This window comes from Nonomuraea sp. NPDC050451 (genome assembly GCF_044458585.1).
In genome coordinates this window covers 130,377-155,343 of sequence record NZ_JBITHZ010000011.1, presented here as the reverse complement: position 1 = coordinate 155,343, position 24,967 = coordinate 130,377, and the positions used below count along the sequence as shown (strand labels likewise).

At 71.9% G+C, this 24,967-nt stretch carries 21 protein-coding genes; 12 read left to right on the top strand and 9 right to left on the bottom strand.

Annotation, left to right across the window (positions count from 1 at the left end; all coding sequences use genetic code 11):
* Positions 1–46: 46 nt before the first annotated feature.
* The 6 genes from ACIBI9_RS31060 to ACIBI9_RS31035 all read right to left on the bottom strand — a co-directional run bounded on the left by ACIBI9_RS31060 (position 47) and on the right by ACIBI9_RS31035 (position 8,888).
* The gene (locus tag ACIBI9_RS31060) at positions 47–991 is read right to left on the bottom strand and encodes a helix-turn-helix transcriptional regulator (protein ID WP_397226976.1); all 945 of its coding nucleotides are present in this window, start codon (positions 989–991) and stop codon (positions 47–49) included.
* Positions 973–2,559 (bottom strand): CocE/NonD family hydrolase, encoded by a 1,587-nt coding sequence (locus ACIBI9_RS31055; protein WP_397226974.1) that lies wholly within the window; start codon positions 2,557–2,559, stop codon positions 973–975. The genes ACIBI9_RS31060 and ACIBI9_RS31055 overlap by 19 nt, the downstream gene beginning before the upstream one ends.
* Positions 2,560–2,635: 76 nt before the next feature.
* Complete coding sequence (locus ACIBI9_RS31050; RefSeq protein ID WP_397226972.1) at positions 2,636–6,130, bottom strand: S8 family serine peptidase; 3,495 nt, start codon at positions 6,128–6,130, stop codon at positions 2,636–2,638.
* Between the two features lie 129 nt (positions 6,131–6,259).
* Positions 6,260–6,883, bottom strand: coding sequence for a TetR/AcrR family transcriptional regulator (locus ACIBI9_RS31045; protein WP_397226970.1), 624 nt, complete (start codon positions 6,881–6,883; stop codon positions 6,260–6,262).
* Entirely contained in the window at positions 6,880–7,701 is an 822-nt protein-coding gene (locus tag ACIBI9_RS31040) for an oxidoreductase (RefSeq protein WP_397226968.1), read from the bottom strand. The genes ACIBI9_RS31045 and ACIBI9_RS31040 overlap by 4 nt, the downstream gene beginning before the upstream one ends.
* On the bottom strand, positions 7,698–8,888 hold the full coding sequence (locus tag ACIBI9_RS31035; protein ID WP_397226966.1) for a cytochrome P450: 1,191 nt from the start codon (positions 8,886–8,888) through the stop codon (positions 7,698–7,700). Before ACIBI9_RS31035 ends, ACIBI9_RS31040 begins: the two co-directional genes overlap by 4 nt.
* Positions 8,889–9,150: 262 nt before the next feature.
* Between ACIBI9_RS31035 and ACIBI9_RS31030 the strand changes: the two genes are divergently transcribed.
* The 3 genes from ACIBI9_RS31030 to thyX all read left to right on the top strand — a co-directional run bounded on the left by ACIBI9_RS31030 (position 9,151) and on the right by thyX (position 13,325).
* Positions 9,151–11,277, top strand: coding sequence for an anthranilate synthase component I (locus tag ACIBI9_RS31030; RefSeq protein ID WP_397226964.1), 2,127 nt, complete (start codon positions 9,151–9,153; stop codon positions 11,275–11,277).
* A 50-nt stretch (positions 11,278–11,327) separates the two neighbouring features.
* Positions 11,328–12,503, top strand: coding sequence for an amidohydrolase family protein (locus ACIBI9_RS31025; RefSeq protein WP_397226962.1), 1,176 nt, complete (start codon positions 11,328–11,330; stop codon positions 12,501–12,503).
* Positions 12,504–12,635: 132 nt separating this feature from the next.
* Positions 12,636–13,325, top strand: a complete 690-nt coding sequence (thyX, locus tag ACIBI9_RS31020) for an FAD-dependent thymidylate synthase (RefSeq protein ID WP_397226960.1) — start codon at positions 12,636–12,638, stop codon at positions 13,323–13,325.
* Positions 13,326–13,332: 7 nt separating this feature from the next.
* Here thyX and ACIBI9_RS31015 read toward each other — a convergent pair whose 3' ends face one another.
* A complete protein-coding gene (locus tag ACIBI9_RS31015) occupies positions 13,333–13,623 on the bottom strand; it encodes a hypothetical protein (protein ID WP_397226958.1) in 291 nt (96 codons plus the stop codon).
* A 305-nt stretch (positions 13,624–13,928) separates the two neighbouring features.
* Here ACIBI9_RS31015 and ACIBI9_RS31010 point away from each other — a divergent pair, with 305 nt between their 5' ends.
* Positions 13,929–15,047, top strand: coding sequence for a globin domain-containing protein (locus tag ACIBI9_RS31010; protein WP_397226956.1), 1,119 nt, complete (start codon positions 13,929–13,931; stop codon positions 15,045–15,047).
* A 66-nt stretch (positions 15,048–15,113) separates the two neighbouring features.
* The gene (locus ACIBI9_RS31005; RefSeq protein WP_397226954.1) at positions 15,114–16,595 is read left to right on the top strand and encodes a sialidase family protein; all 1,482 of its coding nucleotides are present in this window, start codon (positions 15,114–15,116) and stop codon (positions 16,593–16,595) included.
* A gap of 37 nt (positions 16,596–16,632) precedes the next feature.
* Here ACIBI9_RS31005 and ACIBI9_RS31000 read toward each other — a convergent pair whose 3' ends face one another.
* Positions 16,633–17,400 (bottom strand): helix-turn-helix domain-containing protein, encoded by a 768-nt coding sequence (locus tag ACIBI9_RS31000; protein ID WP_397226952.1) that lies wholly within the window; start codon positions 17,398–17,400, stop codon positions 16,633–16,635.
* 178 nt (positions 17,401–17,578) lie between these two features.
* Here ACIBI9_RS31000 and ACIBI9_RS30995 point away from each other — a divergent pair, with 178 nt between their 5' ends.
* The 5 genes from ACIBI9_RS30995 to ACIBI9_RS30975 all read left to right on the top strand — a co-directional run bounded on the left by ACIBI9_RS30995 (position 17,579) and on the right by ACIBI9_RS30975 (position 21,738).
* Entirely contained in the window at positions 17,579–18,658 is a 1,080-nt protein-coding gene (locus ACIBI9_RS30995; protein ID WP_397226950.1) for a WD40/YVTN/BNR-like repeat-containing protein, read from the top strand.
* Between the two features lie 3 nt (positions 18,659–18,661).
* Positions 18,662–18,961 (top strand): hypothetical protein, encoded by a 300-nt coding sequence (locus ACIBI9_RS30990; RefSeq protein ID WP_394501309.1) that lies wholly within the window; start codon positions 18,662–18,664, stop codon positions 18,959–18,961.
* A gap of 387 nt (positions 18,962–19,348) precedes the next feature.
* A complete protein-coding gene (locus ACIBI9_RS30985; protein WP_397226948.1) occupies positions 19,349–20,035 on the top strand; it encodes a gamma-glutamyl-gamma-aminobutyrate hydrolase family protein in 687 nt (228 codons plus the stop codon).
* 9 nt (positions 20,036–20,044) lie between these two features.
* Positions 20,045–20,962, top strand: a complete 918-nt coding sequence (locus tag ACIBI9_RS30980; protein ID WP_397226946.1) for an alpha/beta hydrolase — start codon at positions 20,045–20,047, stop codon at positions 20,960–20,962.
* Positions 20,962–21,738 carry an enoyl-CoA hydratase/isomerase family protein gene (locus ACIBI9_RS30975; RefSeq protein WP_397226944.1) on the top strand — a complete coding sequence of 259 codons (777 nt, stop codon included), beginning with the start codon at positions 20,962–20,964 and terminating at the stop codon, positions 21,736–21,738. Before ACIBI9_RS30980 ends, ACIBI9_RS30975 begins: the two co-directional genes overlap by 1 nt.
* A 189-nt stretch (positions 21,739–21,927) precedes the next feature.
* Here ACIBI9_RS30975 and ACIBI9_RS30970 read toward each other — a convergent pair whose 3' ends face one another.
* Positions 21,928–22,518: a class I SAM-dependent methyltransferase gene (locus tag ACIBI9_RS30970; protein WP_397226942.1), complete on the bottom strand. Its 591-nt coding sequence runs from the start codon at positions 22,516–22,518 to the stop codon at positions 21,928–21,930.
* Between the two features lie 128 nt (positions 22,519–22,646).
* Between ACIBI9_RS30970 and ACIBI9_RS30965 the strand changes: the two genes are divergently transcribed.
* Together ACIBI9_RS30965 and ACIBI9_RS30960 are read left to right on the top strand one after the other, a co-directional pair.
* Positions 22,647–24,239: a sensor histidine kinase gene (locus tag ACIBI9_RS30965; protein ID WP_397226940.1), complete on the top strand. Its 1,593-nt coding sequence runs from the start codon at positions 22,647–22,649 to the stop codon at positions 24,237–24,239.
* The gene (locus tag ACIBI9_RS30960) at positions 24,236–24,910 is read left to right on the top strand and encodes a response regulator (protein WP_397226938.1); all 675 of its coding nucleotides are present in this window, start codon (positions 24,236–24,238) and stop codon (positions 24,908–24,910) included. Before ACIBI9_RS30965 ends, ACIBI9_RS30960 begins: the two co-directional genes overlap by 4 nt.
* The last annotated feature ends 57 nt before the right edge of the window (positions 24,911–24,967 follow it).

The window sequence follows — 24,967 nt, the reverse complement described above, 5'->3', positions numbered from 1 at the left end:
GCAGCGGTCAGGCCCGTCAAGGCCGGTCAGGGCCGGTCAGGGCCGGTCAAGGCCGGTAGAGGGCCGACATGCGGGCGGCGGCGTCGGCGACCAGCTCCCGCAGCTCGGCCGGATCCAGCACCTCAGCCTCCGGCCCGAACCGCAGCACCTGCGAGTACGCCACCGGCACCGACTCCACCGCCAGCCGCACCGTCCCGTCCGGCTGGAGCGAGGCGAGCGCGTCGTCGAGCGCGGCCGGGTCGGCGATGTGCCGCAGCATCCGCACGCCCCGCTCGCTGAGCCGCAGCGTGACCACGTCCCGCAGCAGCGACCGGGTGAACTCCGCCGACTGCTCCGCCCAGAAGACGGCCAGGTCGAAGGAGGGCTCCCGGTCGAACGGCTCCGCGAGCACGGACACCGCGCCGAACCGGTGCACCCGGAAGATCAGGAACCGGGTTCCGAGCCGCGCGGCCAGGTACCAGGCGCCCGCCTTGAGCACCAGCCCGTACGGCTCCAGCGTGCGCACGTTCCCCTTGTAGACGGCCGAGACGCGGCGGTCGTTCCACACGGCCCTGGCCAGCGGCGCGAGCGCCTGCGGCGGCGGGTCGTCGCCGACGAACCAGCCGGGCGCGTCCAGGTGGAAGCGCTGCGCCGCGACGGCGGGCGCGTCCCGCAGCGCGGGGGAGAGCGCGGCGGCGGCCTTCAGCCGGGCCGTGGCCGCCACCTCCTCCAGTCCCATCTCCCGCAGCGCCGCCGGCACCCCCGACAGGAACAGCGCCTCCGCCTCGGCCCGGTCCAGCCCGGTCAGCCGCGTCCGGTACCCGTCCAGCAGCCGGTAGCCGCCGCCCCGTCCCCGGTCGGCGTAGACGGGCACGCCCGCCTCCGACAGCGCGAGCACGTCCCGGTGCACGGTCCGCTCGGAGACCTCCAGTTCCTTGGCCAGCTCGGCCGCCGTCATCCCGCCGCGGCCCTGCAGCAGCAGGACCAGCGACATCAACCGCGAGGCGCGCACAGCGGCAGCACCACGACGGAGGGACGGTCAGGGGAGTGGAACACCTCGACGTCGGCGGGCACCATCGCGCCGCCGCCCCCGCCGAGGGGGTCGCCGTTGCCGGGATTGCGGGCGATCGTCGGGTACGCCCCGGCCGCCACGTGCACCCTGATCCGGTGGTCGCGCCCGAACCGGTGCGCGATCGGCCACAGATCCACGCGGACCCGCCGTACCCCGTCGACGGCGTCGGAGGCGGAAAGGCGGCGCACGCCCTCGCACACGTTGAACGAGCGCCCGTCCGGGTGCACGTCGCACACCCGCACCACCACGTCCACGTACGGCGTGCTCGACCGCACGAACAGCTCGCTCCGCACCGGCCCGATCATCTCCACGTCCGACTCCAGTGCCGCCGAACTGTACACCAGCACGTCGCGACGCTGTTCCAGCCGCCGCTGATCACGCGGCCGGGAGTCGCCGAGCAGGACCGGCCCGCCGATCACCGGCGTCGGATGGGAGGGGTGGTAGCGGAACAGGTCGGGCGGGGCGTCCAGCGGCCCGTCGGTCCCCAGCCCGAACCCGTGCTGCAGGTGCCAGCGCTGCTCCCGCATCCCCGGCACCGGCCAGTCGGGGTGGTCGCGCCACTCCTCGGCCCCCGTCACGTACAGGCGCACGGGGTCGGGCCGCAGCCCGGAGCGGTCGCCCAGCAGGTGCGCGCGGAACCAGGTCAGCGCCTCGGTCATGGCGGGCCGTCCGTGCCGGGTGTCGATGTGGTACCAGGGCCCGATCGTCAGGTACGGCCGCCGCCCCGCGGCCCGCATCGCCGTGTAGTCCTTGAGCTGCCACGGCAGGAAGACGTCGTACCAGCCGCCCAGCATGGTGACGGCCGCGTCCACCTCGCCCACCTTCGGCGAGAAGTCACGTTTGTCCCAGTAGGGGGCGTCCGGGTGGGCGTGGTGCATGAGCAGGTCCTGGTAGAACCGGAGCGGCCGCCCGGCCGAGGCCAGGTCCAGCTCGGCCACGGGGCGGCCGGACAGGACCGCCCTGCGGGTCAGCCGGGGCGCGGTCAGCACGGCGGCGCCGCCGAACCGGCGCGACATGCCGTCGGTGAGCGTGGTCCAGCTCAGCGCCGACTCCAGCGCGAACGCGCCGCCCACGTAGGCCGCGTCCCTGAACTGGGAGGCGGTGATCTGCGTGGCCATGGCCTTCAGCTCCGGCCCGGCGTAGGGCGCGACGGCCCACTGCGTGTAGCCGAGGTAGGAGGGGCCGAACATCCCGAACGAGCCGCCGTACCAGGGCTGCTTGCGCAGCCAGGCGATGGTGGCCAGGCCGTCGTCGTGCTCGTCGCCGAGCGGGTCGAGCAGCCCGCCGGAGCCGAAGCCGCCGCGGCAGCTCTGGATGACGACGTGGAAGCCCTGCCGCGCGAAGCCGCGGCCGAAGTACCAGCCGAACAGGCCGCGCCGGCCGTACGGTGAGCGCATCAGGATGACGGGGGCCCGCTCGCCTCCGGCCGGGGCGTAGTGGTCGGCCAGGAGTGTCACGCCGTCGGGCATCGGAACGGGAAGGTCCCGCTGGAGCCGCACGCGTCTCATGTACTAACCAGTAACAGATGCCCCCGGGCCGTGGTAGCCCGGGGGCACCCGTCCGCGCGGGTTTACCCGGGGGCCGCTACGGGGTCGCCCGGTCGGGGCGCTCCGAGATGCGGACGGCGTTCACGATCGTGGCGCCCTGCCGGGTGGCGAAGCGCACGTTGAGCTGGCCGTCGGTGACCTTCACCGTGTACTGCCTGCTCACCGCCGTGTACGTGCCCGCCTCCAGGGCCAGATCGAGCGCCGGGATCGCCAGCTGCCCCTCGACGAGGACGTCGAAGACCCGCTTGCCCGGCTGCGTGCTCTTCAGATCGGCGAAGTCCAGCTCGACGGTGTACGTGCCGGCGGGCACGTTGTCGAACCGGTACTCCAGCATCTTCTCCCTGGCGGTCTTGAACAGCGCCTGGTCGGCGGTGCCCGCGATGGTCCTGGACGTGCTCGACGTGCTGGTCGAGGTGGCCACGTAGCCGTAGCCGCCCGCGGCGTACTTCTTGTCGGGCGTCCAGGTGTCACCGGCGCTGTCGACCACGTTCTTCGTGGCGCCGGTGTCGATGGCGACCTGCAGCTTCGGCACCACGACCGACACCTTGATCTCGATGGTCGGCTGCCTGCCGCTGGCCGACCGGACGAGGAGCGTGCCGGTCTTGACCGTGCCGGGTGCGACGCCGGCGCTGGAGAGCGTGGCCTTCAGCGTCACCTTCTGCCCCTTGGCCAGCTCGCCCGAGGCCGGCGTCGTGGCGAACCACGGCTCCGAGGCCACCGTGTACGGCGTCGGCGAGCCCAGGTTCGTCAGCTCCAGCGTCCTGGTGCGGGTGGACTCGGCCGGCATCACCACGGTCAGCTCGGCCGCCGACGCGCTCACCTGGCCGGTGACCAGCGCCGTGTCGATCCGCGTCACCGTGGTGGGCGCGATCGTGACGGCCTTGGTGAAGGTGCCGTAGTGCTCCTTGGACACCACGACCTCGTAGTCGCCGGCCAGCACCTGCCCGTAGAACGAGCCGTCCTCGCCGGTCGTGAACGTGGCCACGTCGCCCACCTTGACCGTCGCCCCGGCCAGCGGCTTGCCGTCGTTGGCGTCGGTGACCGCGCCGGTGACCAGGCCGTGCCGGCTGGCCGTGAACGTCAGGCCCTGCCCGGTGGACAGCACCGGCTCCTCGTAGGAGTACAGCATGGCGTCGGTGCCGCCCGCGTTCTCGATGCCGACGGTGGCGCTGGAGCCCTGCTCGCGCTCGCTGTCGATGTCCTTGTACCGGAAGCCGATCGAGCCGTCCTCGCCCAGCAGCGCCGAGAACGACACCCGCAGGTCGTCGGAGTTGTAGAAGGTCGCGTTGCGCCACTCCACGACGAACGTCCGGTGCGGCGCCGTGCCCGTCACCGCGGTGTAGACCCCGGCCTCGGCGTCCACGATGAGGTCGTCCCAGTACGGATAGACCGCGTTGTTGGGCGTGGTCGTCGTCGGCAGCCGGCCGTTGCTGCCGGTGGTGATCCGGTCGGTGGCGAACGAGACGTACCCGTTCGTGCCGATCCACGCCTTGCCGTACCCCGTGCCGTAGTACGGGACCGGGAACGGCAGCGTCACCTGCACGGCCTCGTCGTCGCCGCTCAGCGCCAGCTTCTCAGTGCCCGCCACGTACGCCTGCGCGCCGCTCCGGCAGGTGTAGCCGAAGTTGTCGCCGCGCAGCGGCAGTTCGATGTCCTTGGTCACGTCACCGGCCACCGAGACGGACGCCGTCGTGCCGCTGGAGCAGCGGGACACCGGCGTGATCTTCAGCTCGTAGTCGCCGCGCGGCAGCGTCAGGCTGTAGCGGCCCGAGGCGTCGGTCACGGCGCTCACCGGCGTGCCGGTGGCCTCCACCGTCGCGCCCGCCTCCGGCGTGCCCGCGGTGCTGACCGTGCCGGACACCACGCCGGACTGCTGCCTGGTCATGGCCACGTCCGCGGTCGTGGACTGCCCGGTCGTGATCGTGGCCGTCGCGCTCGCCTTGTCGTAGCCGAACTTCTCCGCGCTGACCTGGTAGTCGCCCGGCAGCAGGCGCGGCACGGCGTACGTGCCGTCCTGGCCGGTCGTCACCGTACGGCTCAGCGGCCCCGAGACCGTGACCGTCACGCCCGCCACGGGCGAGCCGCCCGAGGTGACGGTGCCGCGCAGGTCGCCGAGGTCATCGTGCGGCGCGGCCTGCACGGCGGCGTACGTGTCGAGCCGGCCCTCGCCCCAGACGTTGTTGTCGGCCGCGGTGCCGCCGCAGCTGGTGTCGCTGACGTCGACGGCGGTGCTGTCGAGCAGCGGCCGGGTGGCCGCCACCTTGCCCTGCAGGCCCGGCGAGCCCGACCAGATCAGCGCGACCGTGGCCGCCACGTGCGGCGAGGCCATCGAGGTGCCGGTGAAGCTGCTGTAGGTGTTGCCCGGCGTCGAGGAGCGCACGTTGACGGCCGGGGCCGCGATGTTCGGCTTGATCTCGCCGTTCTCACCCTCGCCCTTGCTGGAGCGGTTGTACAGCGCGTTGTTGATGTCGAAGCCGCCCGCGCTGTAGCCGTCCACGTACTGGCCGGGCGAGCCGCTGGTGCGGCAGGCGGGGCCCTCGTTGCCGTTGGCGAACGCCGGGAAGATCCCGGCCGCGACCCACGCCTCGACCGTCTCCTTGTACCAGGGGTCGTACCCGTCGCCGCCCCAGGAGTTGTTGACGATGTCGGGGGCCAGGTCGGGGCGCGGGTTCTGGCCGTTCAGGTCGGTCGGCGCCAGGACCCACTGCCCGGCCGCCAGCAGGGAGGCGTCGGTGCAGGTGTTGACCTCGCAGCCCTTGGCGGCGATCCACTTGGCGCCGGGCGCGACGCCGATGCCGTTCGCGCCGACCATCGTGCCCATGGTGTGGGTGCCGTGGCCGTTGTTGTCGCAGGGCGCGGAGGTCGGGCAGACGCGCGCCGGGTCGAACCAGTTGTAGTCGTGCGTGAACGTGCCGTCCTGGTTCCTGCCCCGGTAGCTCTGGACCAGCTCGGGGTGGTCGAACTGGGCGCCGGAGTCGATGTGGGCGATCACGATGCCCTCGCCGCGGTTGCCCAGCTCGCTCCAGACGCGCGGGGCGTTGACCCGGTCGATGTTCCACTCGACGGCGTTGAGCTTGACCTCGGCCTTGCCGGGCGTCGGATCGGGCAGCTTGACGGTGCGCACCGGCTGGATGCTCTCGACCTCGGACAGCTTGGCGATCTCGCCCGCGAGCTTCGCGTCGGCGGTCACCCGTACGGCGTTGACGATCCAGTACGGGGTGTAGTCGGTGTGGCGGGAGTCGAGCAGCTTGCGCAGGGCCGCCTGGGAGGTGGCGGCCCGCTCGGTCTTGGCCTCGAAGACCAGCTCGGCCTTCGTGTCCTTGGCGACGGCCCGGCGGGCGCCGCTCAGGTCGGCCGCCCCTTTCATCCGGACCCAGAAGGTGGCCTTGTCGTCCTTGTCGAGCTGCGCCCGGACGGCGGCGTCGATCTTCGCAGGCTCCGGCGCGGCCAGCGCCGGAGCCTGCGGGACGCATAAGCCTGCGGTGACGGCGATCCCGGCCAGGACCGCACGCCAGCGGGGGGTGTTGAGCACGCGACTCTCCTTCGAGTCCCTCGAGACAAGAGGTGATCTTTACGCCTCTGTCGAGAAGCGTGAAGAGATCTTGTCGGGAAAGCAAGAGGTGTCGCGAAATGTAACGTGACTGCCTGAAATGTAATCTGGTCAGCTGAAATGTCGCTGGTAGCCGACCTGTCGCATGATCGCCAGGAAGTACTCCTTGATCTCCTCGACGCCCTCGTCGTCGGGGTGGCCGACCAGGTGGCCCGTCACCGCGCTGGTCAGCAGCTCCTGCACCACGTCCAGGTCGAGGCCGGGCGGGAGCTCCCCGCGCTCGCGGGCCGCCGCCAGCGCCGCGTGCACCACCGTCGCCCGCCGCCCGCCGTTGGTCTCCCGGTACGTCCTGACCAGCTCGGGATAGTCGTCGACCGTGCCGAAGACCCGCCGGAGCAGGACCCGGTTGCGCGAATCGGCAAGGTGCAGCGCCCATTCGGTGAACATGTGGTCGAGGTCGCGCCAGCCGGTGAACGCGGGGTCGTTGTCGTGCAGGGCCCACTGCAGGGTGCGCACCAGCAGCGCCGTCTTGTCGGCGTACCTGCGGTAGACCGTCGCCCTCGTCACGCCGGCCCGCTTGGCGACCTGCTCGATGCTGGTCTGCTGGGCGCCGTACTCGATGAGCAGGTCGAGGGCGGCCGCCAGGATGGCCGTGTCGGCCTCCTGGTTGCGCGGCCGTCCGGCCGGTCGCGCGGCTGGCGTGCCGGTCGTGGCGAGGTCGTCGGTGCTCATCATGCGCGGCGGGTCACCATCTTGTCGTAAAGGCGGTCCGGCAGGAGTCTATTGACCCACAGCAGCAGGCCGGCCAGGTAGCCGACGGCGTAGCGGGGCTTCGGGTCGCGCGCGGCCACGATCCGCACGACGGCCCGGCCCACCACGCGCGGGTCCGACGCCCTGCTCCCCGGCCCGAACCCCGCCTCGGCCCGCCGCGCCATCCACTGCGCGACGTCCGCGTACGGCCCGTGCCCCGAGATCTCCCGCAGCTCGCGCGGCGTGTCGTCGCCGAACTCGGTCCTGATGATCCCGGGCTGCACCACCACGACCCGCACCCCGAACCGCCCGACCTCCTCCCGGAGCGAGTCGGAATATCCCTCCAGCGCGTGCTTGGAGGCGTGGTACCAGGCGCCCAGCGGCAGGGCGATCTCGCCGCCGATCGAGGAGATGTTGACCATCGTGCCGGAGCGGCGCTCACGCATGTGCGGCAGGACCAGCTGGGTCAGCCGGGCCAGGCCGAACAGGTTGACCTCGAACACCTGCCGCGCCCGCTCCAGCGGCACCTCCTCGGTGGCGCCGTACACGGACGTGCCCGCGTTGTTCACCAGCACGTCGATGCGGCCCTGCGCGTCGAGGACCGTCCGCACGGCCCGCTCCAGGTCGGCGTCGCTGGTCACGTCCACGCCGATCGCGTGGCCGCCGGCGTCGCGGATCACGTCCATCCGCTCCACGCGGCGCGCCAGGCCGTACACGGTGTGGCCGGCGCGCAGCAGCTCCAGCGCGGTGGCGCGGCCGATGCCGGACGACGCGCCCGTGACGAGGCAGACCCGGCCGCTCATCCCCGGACGTCCCACGTCACCGGGAGGCTGTGGACCCCGTAGATGAGCATGTCGGTACGGAGCGGCACCTGGTCCGGCTCGACCGCCAGCCGCAGCGACGGGAACCGCCTGAACAGCGCCGGATAGCCGGCCCGCATCTCCACCCTGGCCAGCTGCTGGCCCAGGCACTGGTGCACACCGTGGCCGAAGCCCACGTGCCCGCTGGTGTCCCGGCGCACGTCGAGGACGTCGGGGTCGGGGAATCGGCCCGGGTCGCGGTTGGCGGACGGCACCGAGATCGTGACCGTCTCACCGGCCCTGACCAGCTCGCCGCCCAGCTCGACGTCCTCCAGCGCCGTACGGACGAGGAAGGGGATGATCGTGAGGTAGCGCAGCAGCTCCTCCACCACCTGGTCCGCCCGGCCGGGCTCGTCGCGCAGGACGGCCAGCTGTCCGGGGTGGCGCAGCAGCGCGAACGTCCCGAGGGCGAGCATGTTGGCGGTGGTGTCGAGGCCGGCGCCGAGGAGCATGAAGCCGATGTTGGCCAGCTCCTCGTCGGTGAGGTCGCTCCTGGTCAGGCCGCTGAGCATGTCGTCGGTGGGCTCGGCCCGCCTGGCCACGACCAGGTCGCGCATGCGCGCCTGCATCGTCAGGAACGTGGAGATCTTCCGCTCCTGCGTGGCGTCCGGGCGCACCAGCTCGGTGGCCTCGGCCATGAAGCCCGCCCGCTCCTCGTCGGGCACGCCGAGCAGCTCGCAGATCACCACGGCCGGGACCGGCGCCGCGAACGCCTCCACCAGATCGACCGGCGGGCCCTGCCGCTCCATGAGGTCCAGCCGGCGTTCGGTGATCTCCTCGATGCGCTCGCTCAGCATGCGCATCCTGCGCACCGTGAACTCGCCGGTGAGCAGGTGGCGGTAGCGCGTGTGCTCGGGCGGGTCCATCCCGATGAACATCCCGGGCGGGCTCGGCCGGCCCGCGCCGGTGCTCTCGATGGGGACGTGGCGCAGCTCGGAGCGGGCGCTGAAGCGGCGGTCGGCCAGCACCTCGCGCACGAGCTTGTGACTGGTGACCAGCCAGCCCACGTGGCCGTCGGGGTAGGCCAGGCGGGTGATGGGGGTCGTGGCGCGCAGCTTGGCGAGGTCGTCGGGAGGGTCGAACGGGTTCGGCCGCACGGTGGGGAGGGCGATCGCCTCGGTATCGGACATTTTGGGTCTCCTCTCGATCCCACGAATACAGTACAGCTCTGTATTCAAACTCGCGCACGGGGGCGGATCGGTGGGTCGGCGTTGCGCGATCATGGTCCGCCGGTTAACCTGTTCGCATGCGAAATCACGCTCAGCTCCAGTGGTGGCGCCGCTCCTAGGCGGCGCGTGTTTCGCATTCCTCAACGGACGGCCGCCCCGGATGGCGGCCTTTCTCGTGTCCGCCCCCGGGGCTCGATCATTTGACGTGGTAAAGGGGCATGGAGTGGAGACGAGCGGATATACCACCGCCGGGGGCATCGGTGTCGAGCGCGAGGCGCGCGAGGTGGACGAGGCCGCACTCGAAGAGATCGTGACCGCGCTCGGGCACAGGCGCGGCGGCGCGTTCTCCTCGGGCATGGACTACCCGGGCCGTTACAGCCGATGGGCCTTCGGCTACGTCGACCCGTGCCTGGAGCTGGTCGCCAAGGGCCGCGTCATCTCGGCGACCGCGCTGAACGAGCGCGGCAGGGTCGTGCTGCCCGCCGTCGCCTCCTGCCTGCTGGCCGCCGGCAAGCCGGTCGCCGAGCCGACGCCGGACCACGTCGAGGTGTACGTCGCCGAGTCGGAGGACCTGCTGCCGGAGGAGATGCGCAGCCGCCGGCCCACCGTGTTCACCGCGATCCGCGAGGTCATCGCCGCCTTCAAGGGCGACGACCCGCACCTCGGCCTGTACGGCGCCTTCGGCTACGACCTGGCCTTCCAGTTCGAGCCCATCAGGCAGGAGCTCGTCCGCCCCGACGACCAGCGAGACCTCGTCCTCCACCTGCCCGACCGCATCATCGTGATCGACCGGCAGCGCGAGTCCAGCGTCGAGTTCCGCTACGAGTTCACCGTCGACGGCGCCACCACCCGCGGCCTGGAGCGCACCGGCGCCACCGCCGAGCCCGTCACCCCCGGCGAGCTGCCCGAGAACCCGGAGAAGGGCACGTACGCCAAGGTCGTGGCAGCCGCGAAGGAGAGGTTCAAGCGCGGCGACCTGTTCGAGGTCGTGCCCGGCCAGGTCTTCCACTCCGTCTGCGCCGACCCGTCGGCCTTCTACCGCGGCCTGCGGCAGAGCAACCCGGCGCCGTACGAGTTCATCATCAGCCTCGGCGAGGGCGAGCACCTGGTCGGCGCCTCGCCCGAGATGTACGTCCGGGTCAGCGGCGACCGCGTCGAGACCTGCCCCATCTCCGGCACCATCGCCCGCGGCAGCAACCCGGTCGAGGACGCCGAGGCCATCCGCACCCTCCTGTCCAGCGTCAAGGAGGAGTCGGAGCTGACCATGTGCACCGACGTCGACCGCAACGACAAGTCGCGCATCTGCGTGCCCGGCACGGTCAAGGTCATCGGGCGCCGCCAGATCGAGCTCTACTCCCGCCTGATCCACACCGTCGACCACATCGAGGGGCGGCTGCGGCCGGAGTTCGACGCGCTCGACGCGTTCCTCACCCACATGTGGGCCGTGACGGTCACCGGCGCGCCCAAGACGTGGGCCATGCAGTTCATCGAGGACCACGAGGCCACGACCCGCAGGTGGTACGGCGGCGCCATCGGCTTCATCGGCTTCGACGGCTCCATGAACACCGGCCTGACCCTGCGTACCGCCCAGATCAAGAACGGCGTGGCGACGGTCAGGGCCGGGGCGACGCTGCTGTTCGACTCCGACCCCGAGTCGGAGGAGCGCGAGACCGAGCTCAAGGCCAGCGCCCTGCTCGGCGCCCTGGCCGCGGTCAACCGGCCGGGCACCGTCCCGGTCCCCGAGCCCAGGCCGCAGCCGGGCCAGGGCATGAAGGTGCTGCTCGTCGACCACGAGGACTCCTTCGTCAACACGCTGGCCGACTACTTCCGCCAGGAAGGCGCCGACGTGGTGACGCTGCGCCACGGCTTCCCTGTCCACATGATCGACGACATCGCGCCCGACCTGGTGGTGCTCTCGCCGGGGCCCGGCTGGCCGTCCGACTTCGGCATGTCGGCCCTGATCGACCAGATCTACGCCCGCGACCTGCCGGTGTTCGGCGTCTGCCTGGGCCTGCAGGCCATGGTCGAGCAGGCCGGGGGCACGCTGGAGCTGCTCGGCTACCCCGAGCACGGCAAGCGCGGCCAGGTCTCCCGGATCGCCGACAGCGCGCTGCTGGAGGGGCTGCCCGACGAGTTCACCGCGGCCCGCTACCACTCGCTGCACGCCAAGCAGCCCGGCGTCGTCGGCTTCGCCGCGACCGCGCTCACGCCCGACGGCAACGTCATGGCGATCGAGGACGTCGAGCGGCGGCGTTTCGCCGTGCAGTTCCACCCCGAGTCGATCCTCACGCAGGAGGGCGGCGCGGGCGCGAAGATCATCGCCAACGTCCTGCGTCTGTCCCGCAGATAACTACGGTAAAACCGCCGCGGGAGCGTGCGGAGCTCCCCTAGAGTCTCCGCATGCTCCCCGTAGACCTGCCCGGCACGGTGCGTGACGCGCTGCAGGCCCCGCTCGTCGACCACCACTGTCACGGGGTGCGGCGGGACGACCTGAGCAGAGCCGAGTTCGAGCTGCTCATCAACGAGGGCGGCAGCCCGGCGCCGCCCGGCACCACCCACTTCGACGCGCCGCTGGGGATGGCCGTGCGCCGCTGGTGCGCGCCGCTGCTCGACCTGGAGCCGCACGCCCCGCCGGCCGTCTACGTCTCGCGCCGGGAGGAGCTGGGCGCGGCCGAGGTCAACCGGCGGCTGCTGGCCGGGGCCGGGGTGGTGGCGTTCCTGGTGGACACCGCTCCCGCGGAGATCGGCCCAAGGGAGATCGGCGCAGGGGACATCGACCTGCTGACCGCCACCGAGATGGGCCGCCACGGCGGGGCCGCCGCCGACGAGCTCGTACGGATCGAGCAGATCGAGCGGGACGTGGCCGAGGACGCGCCGCTGGCCGTGGACTACCTGGACGGCATCGGCGAGGAGCTGACCGCCAGGGCCGCCAGGGCGGTCGGGCTGAAGACCGTCATCGCGTCGCTGTACGGCCTCGACTTCGACCCGGGCAGGCCCACCAGGGGAGCGGTGATCGCAGCGGCCAACCGGCGGCTGTCGGACCCGAAGCAGCCGCTGACGGACGAGGTCCTGCTGCGCCACCTGCTCTGGAGCGCGATCGACGTGGCCAGGGAACGGGGGCTGCCCGTGCAGTTCCACACCGGCTTCGGCGGCTCGGGGCCCGACCTGCACCGCACCGACCCGGGCCGGCTGGGCGCGTTCGCCAGGATGCTGCAGCCGGTCGGCGTGCCGCTCATCCTGCTGCACTGCTACCCCTACCACCGCCAGGCCGCCTACCTCGCCGAGGTCCACCCGCACGTCTACGTGGACGTCGGCCTCGCGCTCCCGCACACCGCCGCGGCCTCGGCCAGGGTCGTGGACGAGCTGCTGGAGCTGGCGCCGTTCCACAAGCTGCTGTTCAGCTCCGGCTGCCACGGCGTGGCCGAGACCTGTCACCTGGGCGCGCTCTACTACCGGCAGGCGCTCGGCGCGGCGCTCGGGTCGCGGCTGGCGGCGGGGGAGTGGAGCGCCGCGGACGCCGCCCGCATCGCCCACATGATCGGCTCGGGGAACGCCCGCCGCGTCTACCGCCTGTGAGTCCCGGGGGGCCGACTCGCGCCGGGCGGGTCCCACCTGGTTTGCTGGGGGCCGTCACAACACCCGACCTGAGCAGGGGGCTCTTCTGTGGGCACTGTCGAACCCGAGGCCGAGATCACGTTCCGCAGCGACGTGGACGTGGAGCTGGTGAAGGCCGCCGCGTCAGATGCCGACGTGCTGTGGGCCGCACGCGTCTCCACGAAGGGCGAGAGCTCTCTGGAGGAGATCGAAGCCGATCCCCAGCGTTCCAAGGGCCTCATCAACTTCCTGATGCGCGACAGGCACGGCACGCCGTTCGAGCACTCTTCCATGACCTTCTACGTCAGCGCGCCGATCTTCGTTTTCCGGGAATTCATGAGGCACCGGACCTTTTCCTATAACGAGGAGTCCGGCAGGTATCGGAAGTTGACGCCGGTTTTCTATGTGCCCGGGCCCGAGCGGAAGCTGGTGCAGGAGGGAAAGCCCGGCAAGTACGTGTTCCTGGACGGCACCGCCGAGCAGCACAAACTGGTGACCGAGGCGACCCGGGAAAGCTACCGGCAGTCCTACCGCGCCTATCTGGAAATGCTCGAGGCGGGGGTGGCGCGCGAGGTGGCCCGTACGGTGCTGCCGGTGGGCCTCTACTCCTCGATGTACGCCACCTGCAACGCCCGTGCCCTGATGAACTTCCTGTCGCTGCGGGTGAAGCGCGAGGACTCCACGTTCCCGTCGTTCCCGCAGCGTGAGATCGAGATGGTCGCCGAGAAGATGGAGGCCTTGTGGGCGGAGCTCATGCCTCTGACCCACGCGGCGTTCGAGGCCAACGGGCGGGTCTGCCCCTGACCTGGCCTCAGGGCAGGCGGGACGTGGTCTCGCTGATCATCTGAGTGAGGATCGACGCGGTCGCGGGGTGGGTGTCGAGGAGCTCGTCCAGGCGGGCCCGCCACGCGCCCGCCTCCGCGTAGATCGCGTCCGCCTCCGCCTGCAGCCGCAGCCGCGTCTCGCACAGCTGCAGCTGGTACATGATCCCCAGGTAGTGGCCGACCGTGTCGCTGAGCCACCAGTAGGCGTCCGTGGTCGCGGCGGAGACGAAGGTCCGGGCGCCTTCCCAGGCCACTCGCCTGGGATGGAGGACTGCCATGGCCGGATGGTACGCCCCTCGTGCCGGGACGGGAATGACTCCAAGCGCCAACTCCACCGGCAAATACGATTTTTCTTCGCATTTTCCGACCGAAATTCGAATGCGAAGCATGACGAGGTAACTACAGATGGTGCGCTTCGCGTCGTATTGAGGAGAAACGGTTGTGACGCGTCATCAGTGGTGTAAGACTCAATTTTGAGCGCATCGGTTGTACCGGGGAGGGGCCGGCGCTCAAGACCCGGAGCCGTCAGGGAGGTGAACGACACGACCGGAACCCGATTCCGGTCCATAGGTGGGGTTGGTAAATGTCGTTGAATCCGCGCCTGGTAAAAGAGAGTTTCTCCGTCATCGAACCGGTGGCCGACAAGGCGACGGCCTACTTCTACGGCCGGCTGTTCGCCGAGAGCCCGCATCTGCGGGGCATGTTCCCGCCCGCGATGGACGTCCAGCGGGACCGTCTGTTCAGCGCGTTGACCCGCATCGTGTGGAGCCTGGACAGTCCGGACAGCCTCGCGGCGTACCTGGGCCAGCTGGGGAGGGACCACCGCAAGTACGGCGTGATCGCCGACCACTACACGGCCGTCGGCAACGCCCTGCTCGCCACCATCCGCCGCTTCGCCGCCGAGATCTGGAACCACGAGATCGAGGCCGCCTGGGTCGCCGCCTACACGGCGGCCGCCAGTCTCATGATCGAGTCGGCCGAGTCCGACTCCGGGGTCTCGCCCGCCTGGTGGCCGGCCGAGGTGATCGACCACGAGCTGCGCCACCGCGACATCGCCGTGCTCACGCTGCGCCCGGCCGAGCGGCTGCCGTACACGCCGGGCCAGTACCTCAACGTGCAGACCGCGCGCTGGCCGCGCGTCTGGCGCACGTTCTCCATCGCGAACGCGCCGCGCGCCGACAACACGCTCAGGCTGCACGTCCGCTCGGTCCCCGGCGGCTGGGTGTCCACCACGCTCATCAGGCACACCCGCATCGGCGACACGCTCCTGCTGGGCCCGCCGATGGGCACGATGGCGCCGTGCGAGAGCAGCATGCGCGACGTGCTGTGCGTGGCGGGCGGCACCGGCCTGGCCCCGCTGAAGGCGATCATCGAGCACATCATCGCCTCGGGCCGCCGGCCCAACATCCACCTGCTGTACGGCGCGCGCACGGTCGAGGAGCTCTACGACCTGCCCGACCTGATCAGGATGGAGTCGTCGTTCCCCTGGCTGCGGGTGCTGCCCGTGGTGTCCGACCAGCCGGGGTTCGACGGGATGCGCGGCCACCTGCCCGAGGTCACGCAGCGCTTCCACTCCTGGGCCGAGCACGACGTGTACGTGTGCGGCCCGCCAGGCATGGTCAACGAGACCGTACGCCGCCTCCAGATCGACGGCGTGCCCCTGTCGCGCATTCACCGGGACATCGTCCAGGCCGAACGCTGACAGATATTGACACTTCGCGTCGAAAGGTGCGAGGTGGAGGATGACACGCCAACGTGGAGGTGGACTGTGCCATCCCCCGCCGGGCGCCGAGGAATCGGCGGGCTGCTGACCCTGGTGCTCCTCCTGGCCCCGCTGCCCGCCCTGGCGTCGTCGGAGGCCGTCGCGCTGACGGAGCTGGGAACCGGCACGCAGGCCGGCACCGCGGTCCAGGCCGGGGCCGGCACTCAGGCGGGGTCTGACACGTTTCAGGCGGGCACTCAGGCCGGGCCCGACACCTTCCAGGCGGGCACGACGATCGTGGCCGCCCAGCAGGTCGGCAGGTTCGTCGACGGCGGGGCGTCCGGCATCGCGTACGCGACCTCGCCCGACAACGGCGCCACGTGGACCAGGGGAGTGCTGCCGGGGATCACCACGTCCGGCGGCGGGCTCCATCGGCGGGTCAGCGACCCGTCGGTGGCCTACGACGCCCGGCACGGCGTCTGGCTGATCTCCTCCCTGGCGCTCACCGACCAGGACGGGGTCGCGGGGACGGCGGTGCTCACCAGCCGCTCCTCCGACGGGGGCCTGACCTGGGACGATCCCGTCACGACCGCCGTCGCGGGCGGGGGCGACCTGGACAAGAGCTGGGTCGTCTGCGACAACGGCGCCCGCAGCCCGTACTACGGCCGCTGCTACGCGGTCTACGACGACGTCGCCGCGGGCAACGCGATCAAGGTGGCCCGCTCCGCCGACGGCGGCCTGACCTGGGCCGAGACCGGCACGTCCGCGACCGGGCTGGGCGGGCAGCCGGTCGTGCGGCCGAACGGCGCCCTCGTCGTGCCGTACCTGAGCGACGAGGGCCAGATCCGCTCCCTGCGCTCCCGCGACGGCGGCGAGAGCTGGGGCCGCAGCGTGCTCGTCGCCACGGTGCAGCGGCACAGGGTCGCGGGCGGGCTGCGGGCCGCGCCGCTGCCCTCGGCGGAGGTGGACGCCGCCGGCACCGTGTACGTCGCCTGGTCCGACTGCCGCTTCCAGTTCAGCTGCGGCGGCAACGACATCGTCATGAGCACCTCGGCCACCGGCGCCGAGTGGAGCCACATCCTGCGCGTCACGGACGACGGCGGCGACCACTTCATCCCCGGCCTCGGCGTCGACCCCGCCGGCGCGGGCGAGACGGCCAGGCTGGCGCTCGCCTACTACCGCTACCCGGCCGCCGCCTGCACGGCCGCCACCTGCCGCCTCACGGTCGGCTACACCTCCTCCGCCAACGGCGGCGCGAGCTGGTCGGCCCCCGTCGAGCTGCACGGGCCGATGGAGCTCGGCTGGCTCGCCGACTCCGCGCAGGGCCGCATGGCGGGCGACTACATCTCCACCTCGGTCGTCCCCGGCGGCAACGCCTACGTGGCCTTCACCGCCGCGGCGGCACCGGTGGACGGGGCGTTCGACATGCGGACCTACACCGTCACGGGCGGGCTGCCGATCATCGGCGGAGGCCGCCCCACGCTCGCCATCGAGGCGCCGATCGCCGCCGGCGAGGAACTGCCCGGCCCGCCCGCCTCCGCCCGCTGACCCTGGAGGAACTGCCCGGCCCGCCCGCTTCCGCCCGCTAACCCTGCAGACCCTGATGGAACGCGGCGGCGGTCTCCTCGTCGTTCGGCCAGAACGTCTCGATGGCCAGCTCGGAGAGCGTCACGTCCACCGGCGTCCCGAACGTCGCGATCGTCGTGAACATCGACAGCACCCGGTCCCCGGCCGCGATCCGCAGCGGCACCAGGATGTCGGCGGGGCCCGGCACGTGCGCCACGTTCAGGTCCACCCCCGGATACTCGTACGCGGCCAGCTCGTCGTACAGCGCGGCCAGTCGCGCGTCGCCCGACCCCTCGGCCTGCCTGCGTAGCTGGTAGAGCAGGTGCGCCCGGACCTCGGCCAGGTTCAGCAGCCGGCCGCCCATCGCGTCGGGGTGCAGCGAGAGCCGCATCACGTTGATCGGCTCCTTCAGCAGCTCGGCGGGCACCCCGTCCATGAACATCGCGGCCGCCGAGTTGGCAGCCACCAGGTTCCACGCCGCGTCCACCACGACCGCCGGGTACGGCTCGTGCCCGGCCAGGATCTTGTCCAGCGCCTGGCGTACGACCTCCATCTCCGGGGCGCGGACCTCGCGTTCCGGATAGACCGGGGCGAACCCGGCGGACATCAGCAGCCTGTTGCGCTGCCGCAGCGGCACGTCCAGCTCCTCGGCCAGCTTCATCACCATCTCGCGGCTCGGCCGGGCGCGCCCGGTCTCCAGAAAGCTGATGTGGCGGGCCGAAACGTCGGCCTCGATGGCCAGGTCCAGCTGGCTCACCCGCCGCCGCTGCCGCCACGAACGCAACAACTCACCAAATGTCTCTTCATTTACGGCTACAGCTCCCATGCCCGGCACAGTAGCCGCTGGAGGGAAGCGTCACGATTACCTGCCGGGTAATGCGGCTTCGCGGGCGGAAAACTCCCAGTCCTCTGAGACTGTCGGTCCTACGTGGCACGATGGCCGCAGACCAACAAGGGAGCACGCCATGAGTGACACACTGCTCGCGATCGGCACCCGCAAGGGCCTCTTCCTCGCCCGCTCCACCGGCGGCGGTTCGTTCGACATCGAGCCGATCCAGTTCTCGACGGTCGCCGTGCACTCGGTGGCGATCGACACGCGAGGCCCCTCGCCCCGGCTCCTGGCCGGGATCGAATATGGTCATTTCGGTCCGTCCGTCATGTATTCGGATGACCTCGGGAAGACGTGGAAGGAGGCGGAGCAGCCGCCCATCGCCTTCCCGGAGAAGACCGAGGCGACCCTGACCAGGGTGTGGCAGCTCGCGCCCTCGCCGTCCGAGCCCGGCGTGGTGTGGGCCGGGGTCGAGCCGGGCGCGCTGTTCCGCTCGGAGGACGGCGGCGTGACGTACCGGCTGGTCGAGGCTCTGTGGGAGCACCCGCACCGGCCGCAGTGGCAGCCGGGCGGCGGCGGCCTGTGCCTGCACACCATCGTCCCGCACCCCACCGACCCGCGGATCATCGGCGTCGCGATCTCCACCGGCGGCTTCTACCGCTCCTTCGACGGCGGGCTGTCGTGGGAGGCCGCCAATCGCAACATCCGGGCCGCGTTCCTGCCCGAGGGGGCGCAATATCCGGAGTTCGGGCAGTGCGTGCACAAGGTCACCATGCACCCCTCCCGGCCCGAGCGCCTCTACCTCCAGCACCACTTCGGCGTCTACCGCAGCGACGACTTCGGCGGGGCCTGGCACGACATCGGCTCCGGCCTGCCGTCCGACTTCGGCTTCCCGATCGCGGTGCACCCGTCGCGGCCGGACACGGTCTTCGTCCTGCCCCTGACGGCCGACAGCGACCGCACCCCGGTCGGCCACCGCTACCGCGTCTTCCGCAGCGACGACGCGGGCGCGACGTGGCAGCCGTTCGCCTCGGGCCTTCCCGAGGGGCCCGTGTACGCGGCCGTGCTGCGTGACGCGATGACGGCCTCGGAGGCGGGGGTGTTCTTCGGCACGCGCGACGGCGAGGTCCACGGCTCGCGCGACGGCGGCGAGACCTGGTCGCCGGTCGCCCGCCACCTGCCCGACGTGCTCACCGTGCGGGCGGCGGTGCTCTAGCCGATGGTCACGATGGTGGTCTTCGTGCTCCCCGGCATGCTGCGGCGATGGGTGAGCGGGCGCTCGGAGGTCAAGGTCTTCGCCGTGGCCTCCGACCGCGACTCACCGCCCACCCTGGGGGCGGCACTCGACATGCTCCGGCGTACGCATCCGCTGCTGGAGGAGCGGCTCCGCGACGAGTACGGGCGGATCCGCCGGCACATCAACATGATCGTGTGCGGCGAGAACGCCCACGGGCTCGGCGATCTCGACTACGCCCTCCCCCCGGGCGCCGAAATCTACGTCACCCCCACCCTGGCCTGACCCACCGCCCCACCCGAGTCCGCCCGCCCCGCCCCTCAGCACCCCGCCCTGACCCCACCCCTGACCCCACCGCCACCCCAGACCCCAGCGCCTCGCCGCCGCACCGCTCTCGCGGGAGCGCCGATGTGGCGCGGCTGGATGCAGGGCGGGTGCTCGATCGTGCCGCGGCGGGCGCGCCCCGAGTCGCCGAGCCCGCTGTGCCCGGCCGCGCTGTGCCGTGCCGTGCCGGGCTGGGCGGAGGGGGTGGGGCGGCGGGGTGGGGACAGAAGTGGTAGATCTTTGGGAGACCTGACATATCGGAAAGACCTTGCGCCATGATGGGGCGTGCGGCCGTCATCTTGACAGGCTGATGGCGGCACCGACTCCACCTTGCCCCCTGGAGATCGCATGTCCCGACCGCTGATCGGTATCACCGCCTACTTCGAAGCCGCCCGCTGGAGCGACTACGTGCGTGAGGCCGTACTGTCGCCTCCCTCCTACGCCAGGGCGGTCGGGCGGGCCGGGGGCGCTCCCGTGGTGCTCCCGCCGATCGGCACCCCCGCCATCGAGGACTACATCAGCGGCCTGCAGGGCATCGTCCTGGCCGGCGGCGTGGAGGTCGGCGCGGGCAACTACGGCGGCGAGCCGGAGGAGCGGGTGGCCGAGGCGCAGCAGCACCGCGACCGGTTCGAGCTGGCCCTGGCCAGGGCCGCCGTCCGCGCCGACCTGCCGATCCTGGCCATCGCCAGGGGCATGCACGTGCTCAACGTCGCCCAGGGCGGCACGCTGATCCCCTGGCTGCCCGAGGTGCTCGACAGCGACCGCCACGGCGAACCGGGCGCGACCCACACGATCCAGGTGAGCGTCTCCAGCAAGCTCGGCAAGGCCGTGGGCGACCGGATCGAGGTCGCCGCCCCCCACCACCAGTCCGTACGCCGGCTCGGCACCGGCCTGCTGGCCGTGGCCTGGGCCGAGGACCAGATCGTCGAGGGGATCGAGTTGCAGGGGCACAGGTTCGGCGTGGGTGTCCAATGGCATCCGGAGCGTGACGGAGATGCACGGATCTTCGATGCGTTCATCGAGGCGGCCCGATAGGCTGCGATCATGCCGCTGCACCCTCAGGCGCGGGACTATCTCGCCCGTTACGTGCCGGACGCGGGCACCGACTTCGACGCGTTCGGCCCGGCAGAGATCCAGGAGACGCGCGCGCAGCCCGACCGGGTGGCGATCCACCGCGGCCCGCTCACCAAGCTCCCCTTCGTCCGTGACGAGCAGGCCGAGGGCGTGCCCATCAGGATCTACCGCGCCGACCCCGGCGACGGCGCGCTGCCCGTCGCGGTCTTCTTCCACGGCGGCGGCTGGGTCTACGGCGGCGTCAAGCGGAGCGACCGGCTCTGCCGCGACCTGGCGATCCGCACGGGCGCGGTGGTGGTGTCCGTGGACTACCGGCTCGCCCCCGAGCACCCGTTCCCGGCCGCCGCCGACGACGCGTGGACCGTCGTGCGCGACCTGTTCGCCCGGCCGGCCTTCTACCAGGGCAACGGCGGCGTCGCGGTCGTCGGCGAGGGCGCGGGCGGCAACCTGGCCGCCGTCGCCGCCTGGCAGGCCCGCGACGCCGGGCTGGGCCTCACGCACCAGGCGCTCGTCTGCCCGGTGCTCGACCTGGCCATGGAAACGCCCAGCCACAGCGAGTACGCCAAGGGCTACGCGCTCGACGCCGCCGAACTGGCGTGGTACGCCCGTCAGTACGCCGGTGACGCCGATCCGGCCGACCCGCGGCTGTCCCCGCTGCGCCTGTCCGACGTCGCCGGCCTGGCGCCCGCGACCGTGGTGACGGCCGAGTACGACGTGCTGAGAGACGAGGGCGAGCACTACGCCCGGCGCCTGGCGGAGTCGGGCGTGCCCGCGGAGAGCCGCAGGTGGGACGGCGCGGTGCACGGCTTCTTCGGCCTGCCGGGCCTGTTCGACCAGGCCGTCGAGGCCCGCGGGTACGTCGCCGAGCGGCTGCGGGGGTCGTGGTGATGTACGACAAGCTCAAGCTCGACACCCCGGCCGACGGCGTCCTGCGGATCACGATCAGCGAGCCGGGCCGGCTCAACGCCGTGGACGCGACCGCCCACCGCGAGCTGGGCGAGATCTGGCGCGACGCCGACCGGGACGACAGCGTCAGGGCCGTCGTCGTCAGGGGAGAGGGCGGGGCGTTCTCCGCGGGCGGCGACCTGTCCATGATCGAGGACATGACCCGCGACCACGCGACCAGGCTGCGTGTGTTCGCCGAGGCCCGCGACATCGTCTACAACGTGCTCAACTGCTCCAAGCCGATCGTCTCGGCGATCCAGGGGCCGGTGGTCGGCGCGGGGCTCGCCGTGGCCCTGCTGGCCGACATCTCCGTCGCGGGCCGCACGGCGCGGATCATCGACGGGCACACCAGGCTCGGCGTCGCGGCCGGCGATCACGCGGCCATCGTGTGGCCGCTGCTGTGCGGCCTGGCCAAGGCGAAATACCACCTGCTGCTGTGCGAGCCCGTCACGGGCGAGCAGGCCGAGCGGATGGGGCTGGTCAGCCTGTGCGTGGACGACGACCAGGTGCACGACAAGGCCATGGAGATCGCGGTCAGGCTCGCCTCGGGTGCTCAGGAGGCGATCCGGCTGACCAAATACTCGCTCAACAACTGGCTGCGCCTGGCCGGGCCCTCGTTCGACGCCTCACTGGCCATGGAGTTCCTCGGTTTCACCGGCCCCGACGTGGTCGAGGGCGTGCGCGCGGTGCGGGAGAAGCGGCCGCCGTCGTTCGGCTGACTCGCGGGTGTGCTTCCCCCGCGCCCGGGTAGCGGGAGGTGGACGGGGCGGCCTGGTAGCCGCGCGGATGTCGAGGGCCTGTTCACCGAGGCCGAGAACGTTGCTCCGGGGACGAGGCAGAGGCTCACCCCGGCCTGCGCGCACCACGGCCGCCTCCGCCGAATCCTTTGCCAGAGATCTACGGGCCCTTTATGAGCGCGGCCTCCGTGCGTTGAACACGAAGGCGGGAGGAGTGTTGCGCCACACCGTACGCCCCGCCACGACCTCCTCGAACCGCTCGGCCAGCAGCGCCCGGAACCGGCGGGCCGAGCTCAGCGGGATGGCGTGAATGTAGGAGAACGTCGTGAACGCCGCACCAGGGCTCATCACTGACGTCACCGCACTCAGCAGCGAATGCTGCAACTCCTGCGGGAACGCCGCCCACGGCAACCCGCTCACCACCACGTCCGCCTGCTGCAACCCGCGCTCGGCCAGCAACTCGCCCAGCCGCGCCGCATCGGCGTTCACCACGTCCACGGCAGGGAACCGGGACTTCAGGAGCCGCGCCATGGGCTCGTTGACCTCCACGGCCAGGTGGTGGCCGCGCCCGCCCAGCCGCTGCTGGATCTCCGCCGTGAACGGGCCCGTGCCAGGGCCCAGCTCGACCACGGTCGGTTCGCCGCGCTCAGGGATCGGGGCGCAGACAGCCGAGGCCAGCCGCCGCGAACTGGGCGCGACCGCCCCGATCGTGGCCGGCGCCCGGAGAAACTGGCCGAGAAAAAGTGCGGTGTCATTGGGCATGCCCCGAACCTAAGGCAAGATCGCAGGTGGACGCTCCGCCCTCCGGACGGACCTCCGGCCACTTGGAGGAGGCGGGGTCCTCCGCGAGGAGGACCCCCGCCGACAACCTCCACGGATACCGTGTGTCCATGCGTTGGCGTGGTTTGCCGCTGGATGTCCTGCTCGCGGTCTCAGGTGTGGGTCTGGACCTGTTGACGACGGCGCACGCGGGCGACACCAAATACCTGCCCGCCGCGATGAACATCCCGATGGCGCTGCTGGTGGGCCTGCCCATGGGGCTCGTCCGGCGCCGGCCGGTGCCCGTCGCGCTCTACCTGGCCGGACTGCTGGTGGTGACCGACCAGCTCGAGTCGTTCACGTCCAACACGGCGCAGATCCTGGTCTGCGTGGCGCTCGGAGTCGTGGGCTACCGCTCCGGCTGGCGGGCCACCGTGCTCGCCGTGGCCGCCGCGATGGTCGCGACCGCCTGGAACATCGTCGACCCCGGCATCCCGGTCGTCATGAACACCTGGGTGTACTCGGTCTTCCTGGCGGTCTTCCCGGCCGTGCTCGGGGCGTACCTGCGCGGCTCGGCGGGGCCGCTGGAGGAACGGGACGTCACGCCCGACGCGCTGCTGGCGGCGGGCGGGGTCGCGATCACCGTGCTCAGCACCTGGACTTCCTGGCACGCGGGCACCCAGCCCGTCTGGGTGGTCGGCCTGCTCGCCGTGGTCGGCGGCCTGTCGCTGGGCATCGCCCGGCGGCTGCCCGGGGTGGTGTTCCTGCTGCAGGGCGTGCTGCTCGTCTCCGCCGACACCTATCTGAACCAGGTCGTCAACACCTGCGTGATCCTCACGCTCATCGCGATCGGCGTGTTCGCGATGCGGGTGACCTCCTGGGCGTGGACGATCGTCGCCTACGCCGCCGGCTGCATGCTGACCGCGATCGCCGTCGTCGGCGAGGAGACCCAGACCACGCCGTTCCGCGTCGGGATCCTCATGACGCTGGTGGCCACGCCGATCGCCATCGGCCGCTACCTCGGCATGCGGCAGGCCGCGGCGGCCGCCGAGCGGCTGCGCGCCGAGGAGGCGGCCCGCGCGGCCGTCGCCCAGGTACGCGCCGACCAGCTCGCCGAACGCGAACGCATCGCCCGCGACGTGCACGACATCGTCGCCCACCACGTGGGCGCCATGGTCCTGCGGGCCAGCGCCGCCCGCTACACCGCCCCCGACGGCCCCGTCGCCGACGCGCTCACCGACATCCGCGAGACGGGGCACCAGGTGCTGCAGGACCTGCGCGACCTGCTCGACCTGCTGCGCGACCCCGAACGCCAGCCCGACCTGCTGGCCAACCCCGCCGACGTGGTGCGCGAGTCCGCCGAACGCATGGCCGCCGCCGGGCTCGTCGTCGACCTCGAACTCGACCCCGCCACCGACCAGGCGCCCCTCATCGCCCGGGCCTCCGCCGCCCGCATCGTCCAGGAAGGACTCACGAACGTGCTCAAACACGCCGGCCCCGGCACCCAGGTCCGGGTCAGCGTCACCCCCTCGGCGGAGGGGCTGTCCGTACGGATCCGCAACGGCCGCCCGCCCACCGTCGTCGAACGCCTGCCCTCGTCCGGGCGCGGCCTGGCGGGCATGCGCGAACGCGTCCGCACCCTCGGCGGCACCCTCACCGCCGGCCCCGACGGCGAGGGCGGCTGGCTGCTGTCCGCCAGCCTCCCGGCCAGGAGCGTCGCATGATCCGCGTGCTGGTGGCCGACGACCAGGCGCTCGTACGGGCGGGCGTGCGGATGCTGCTGCAGGCCACGGGCGACATGGAGGTCGTGGGGGAGGCCGTGGACGGGGCCGAGGCGGTCCGCCTGGCCGAGCGCCACCTGCCCGACGTGATCCTCATGGACCTGCGCATGCCCAGGGTCGACGGGCTTGAGGCGATCAAACGCGTGCTCGCGGCCCGGCCGGGCGCCCGGATCGTGGTGCTGACGACGTTCGCGGACGACGCCAACGTGTATGCGGCGCTGCGGGCCGGCGCGGTCGGATTCCTGGTCAAGGACGACGAACCGGAGCGCATGGTGGACGCCGTGCGCCGGGCGGCGGCGGGGGAGCAGCTCCTGGCGCCGTCGGTGCTGCGGCGGGTCGTGGAGCGGTTCCTGGACGCCGAGGAGCAGGCCGCCGCGCCCCCGCCCGCCGGGCTGACCGAACGCGAGCTGGAGGTGCTCGCCCTGGTCGGCACCGGGCTGTCCAACGCGGAGATCGCCGAGGAGCTGCACGTGGGCGTGACGACGGTCAAGACCCACATCGCGGCGGCCATGGAGAAGCTGGGGCTGCGCAACCGGATCCAGGCCGCCGTCGTGGCCCACCGCACCGGCCTCGTGGACGCCTCCTTCCGCCCCGTACGCCTGCCGCGCCCCTGACCCCGCCCCTGACCCCGCCCCTGACCGCGCCCCGCTCGTCCGCCGGGCGGGGGACGG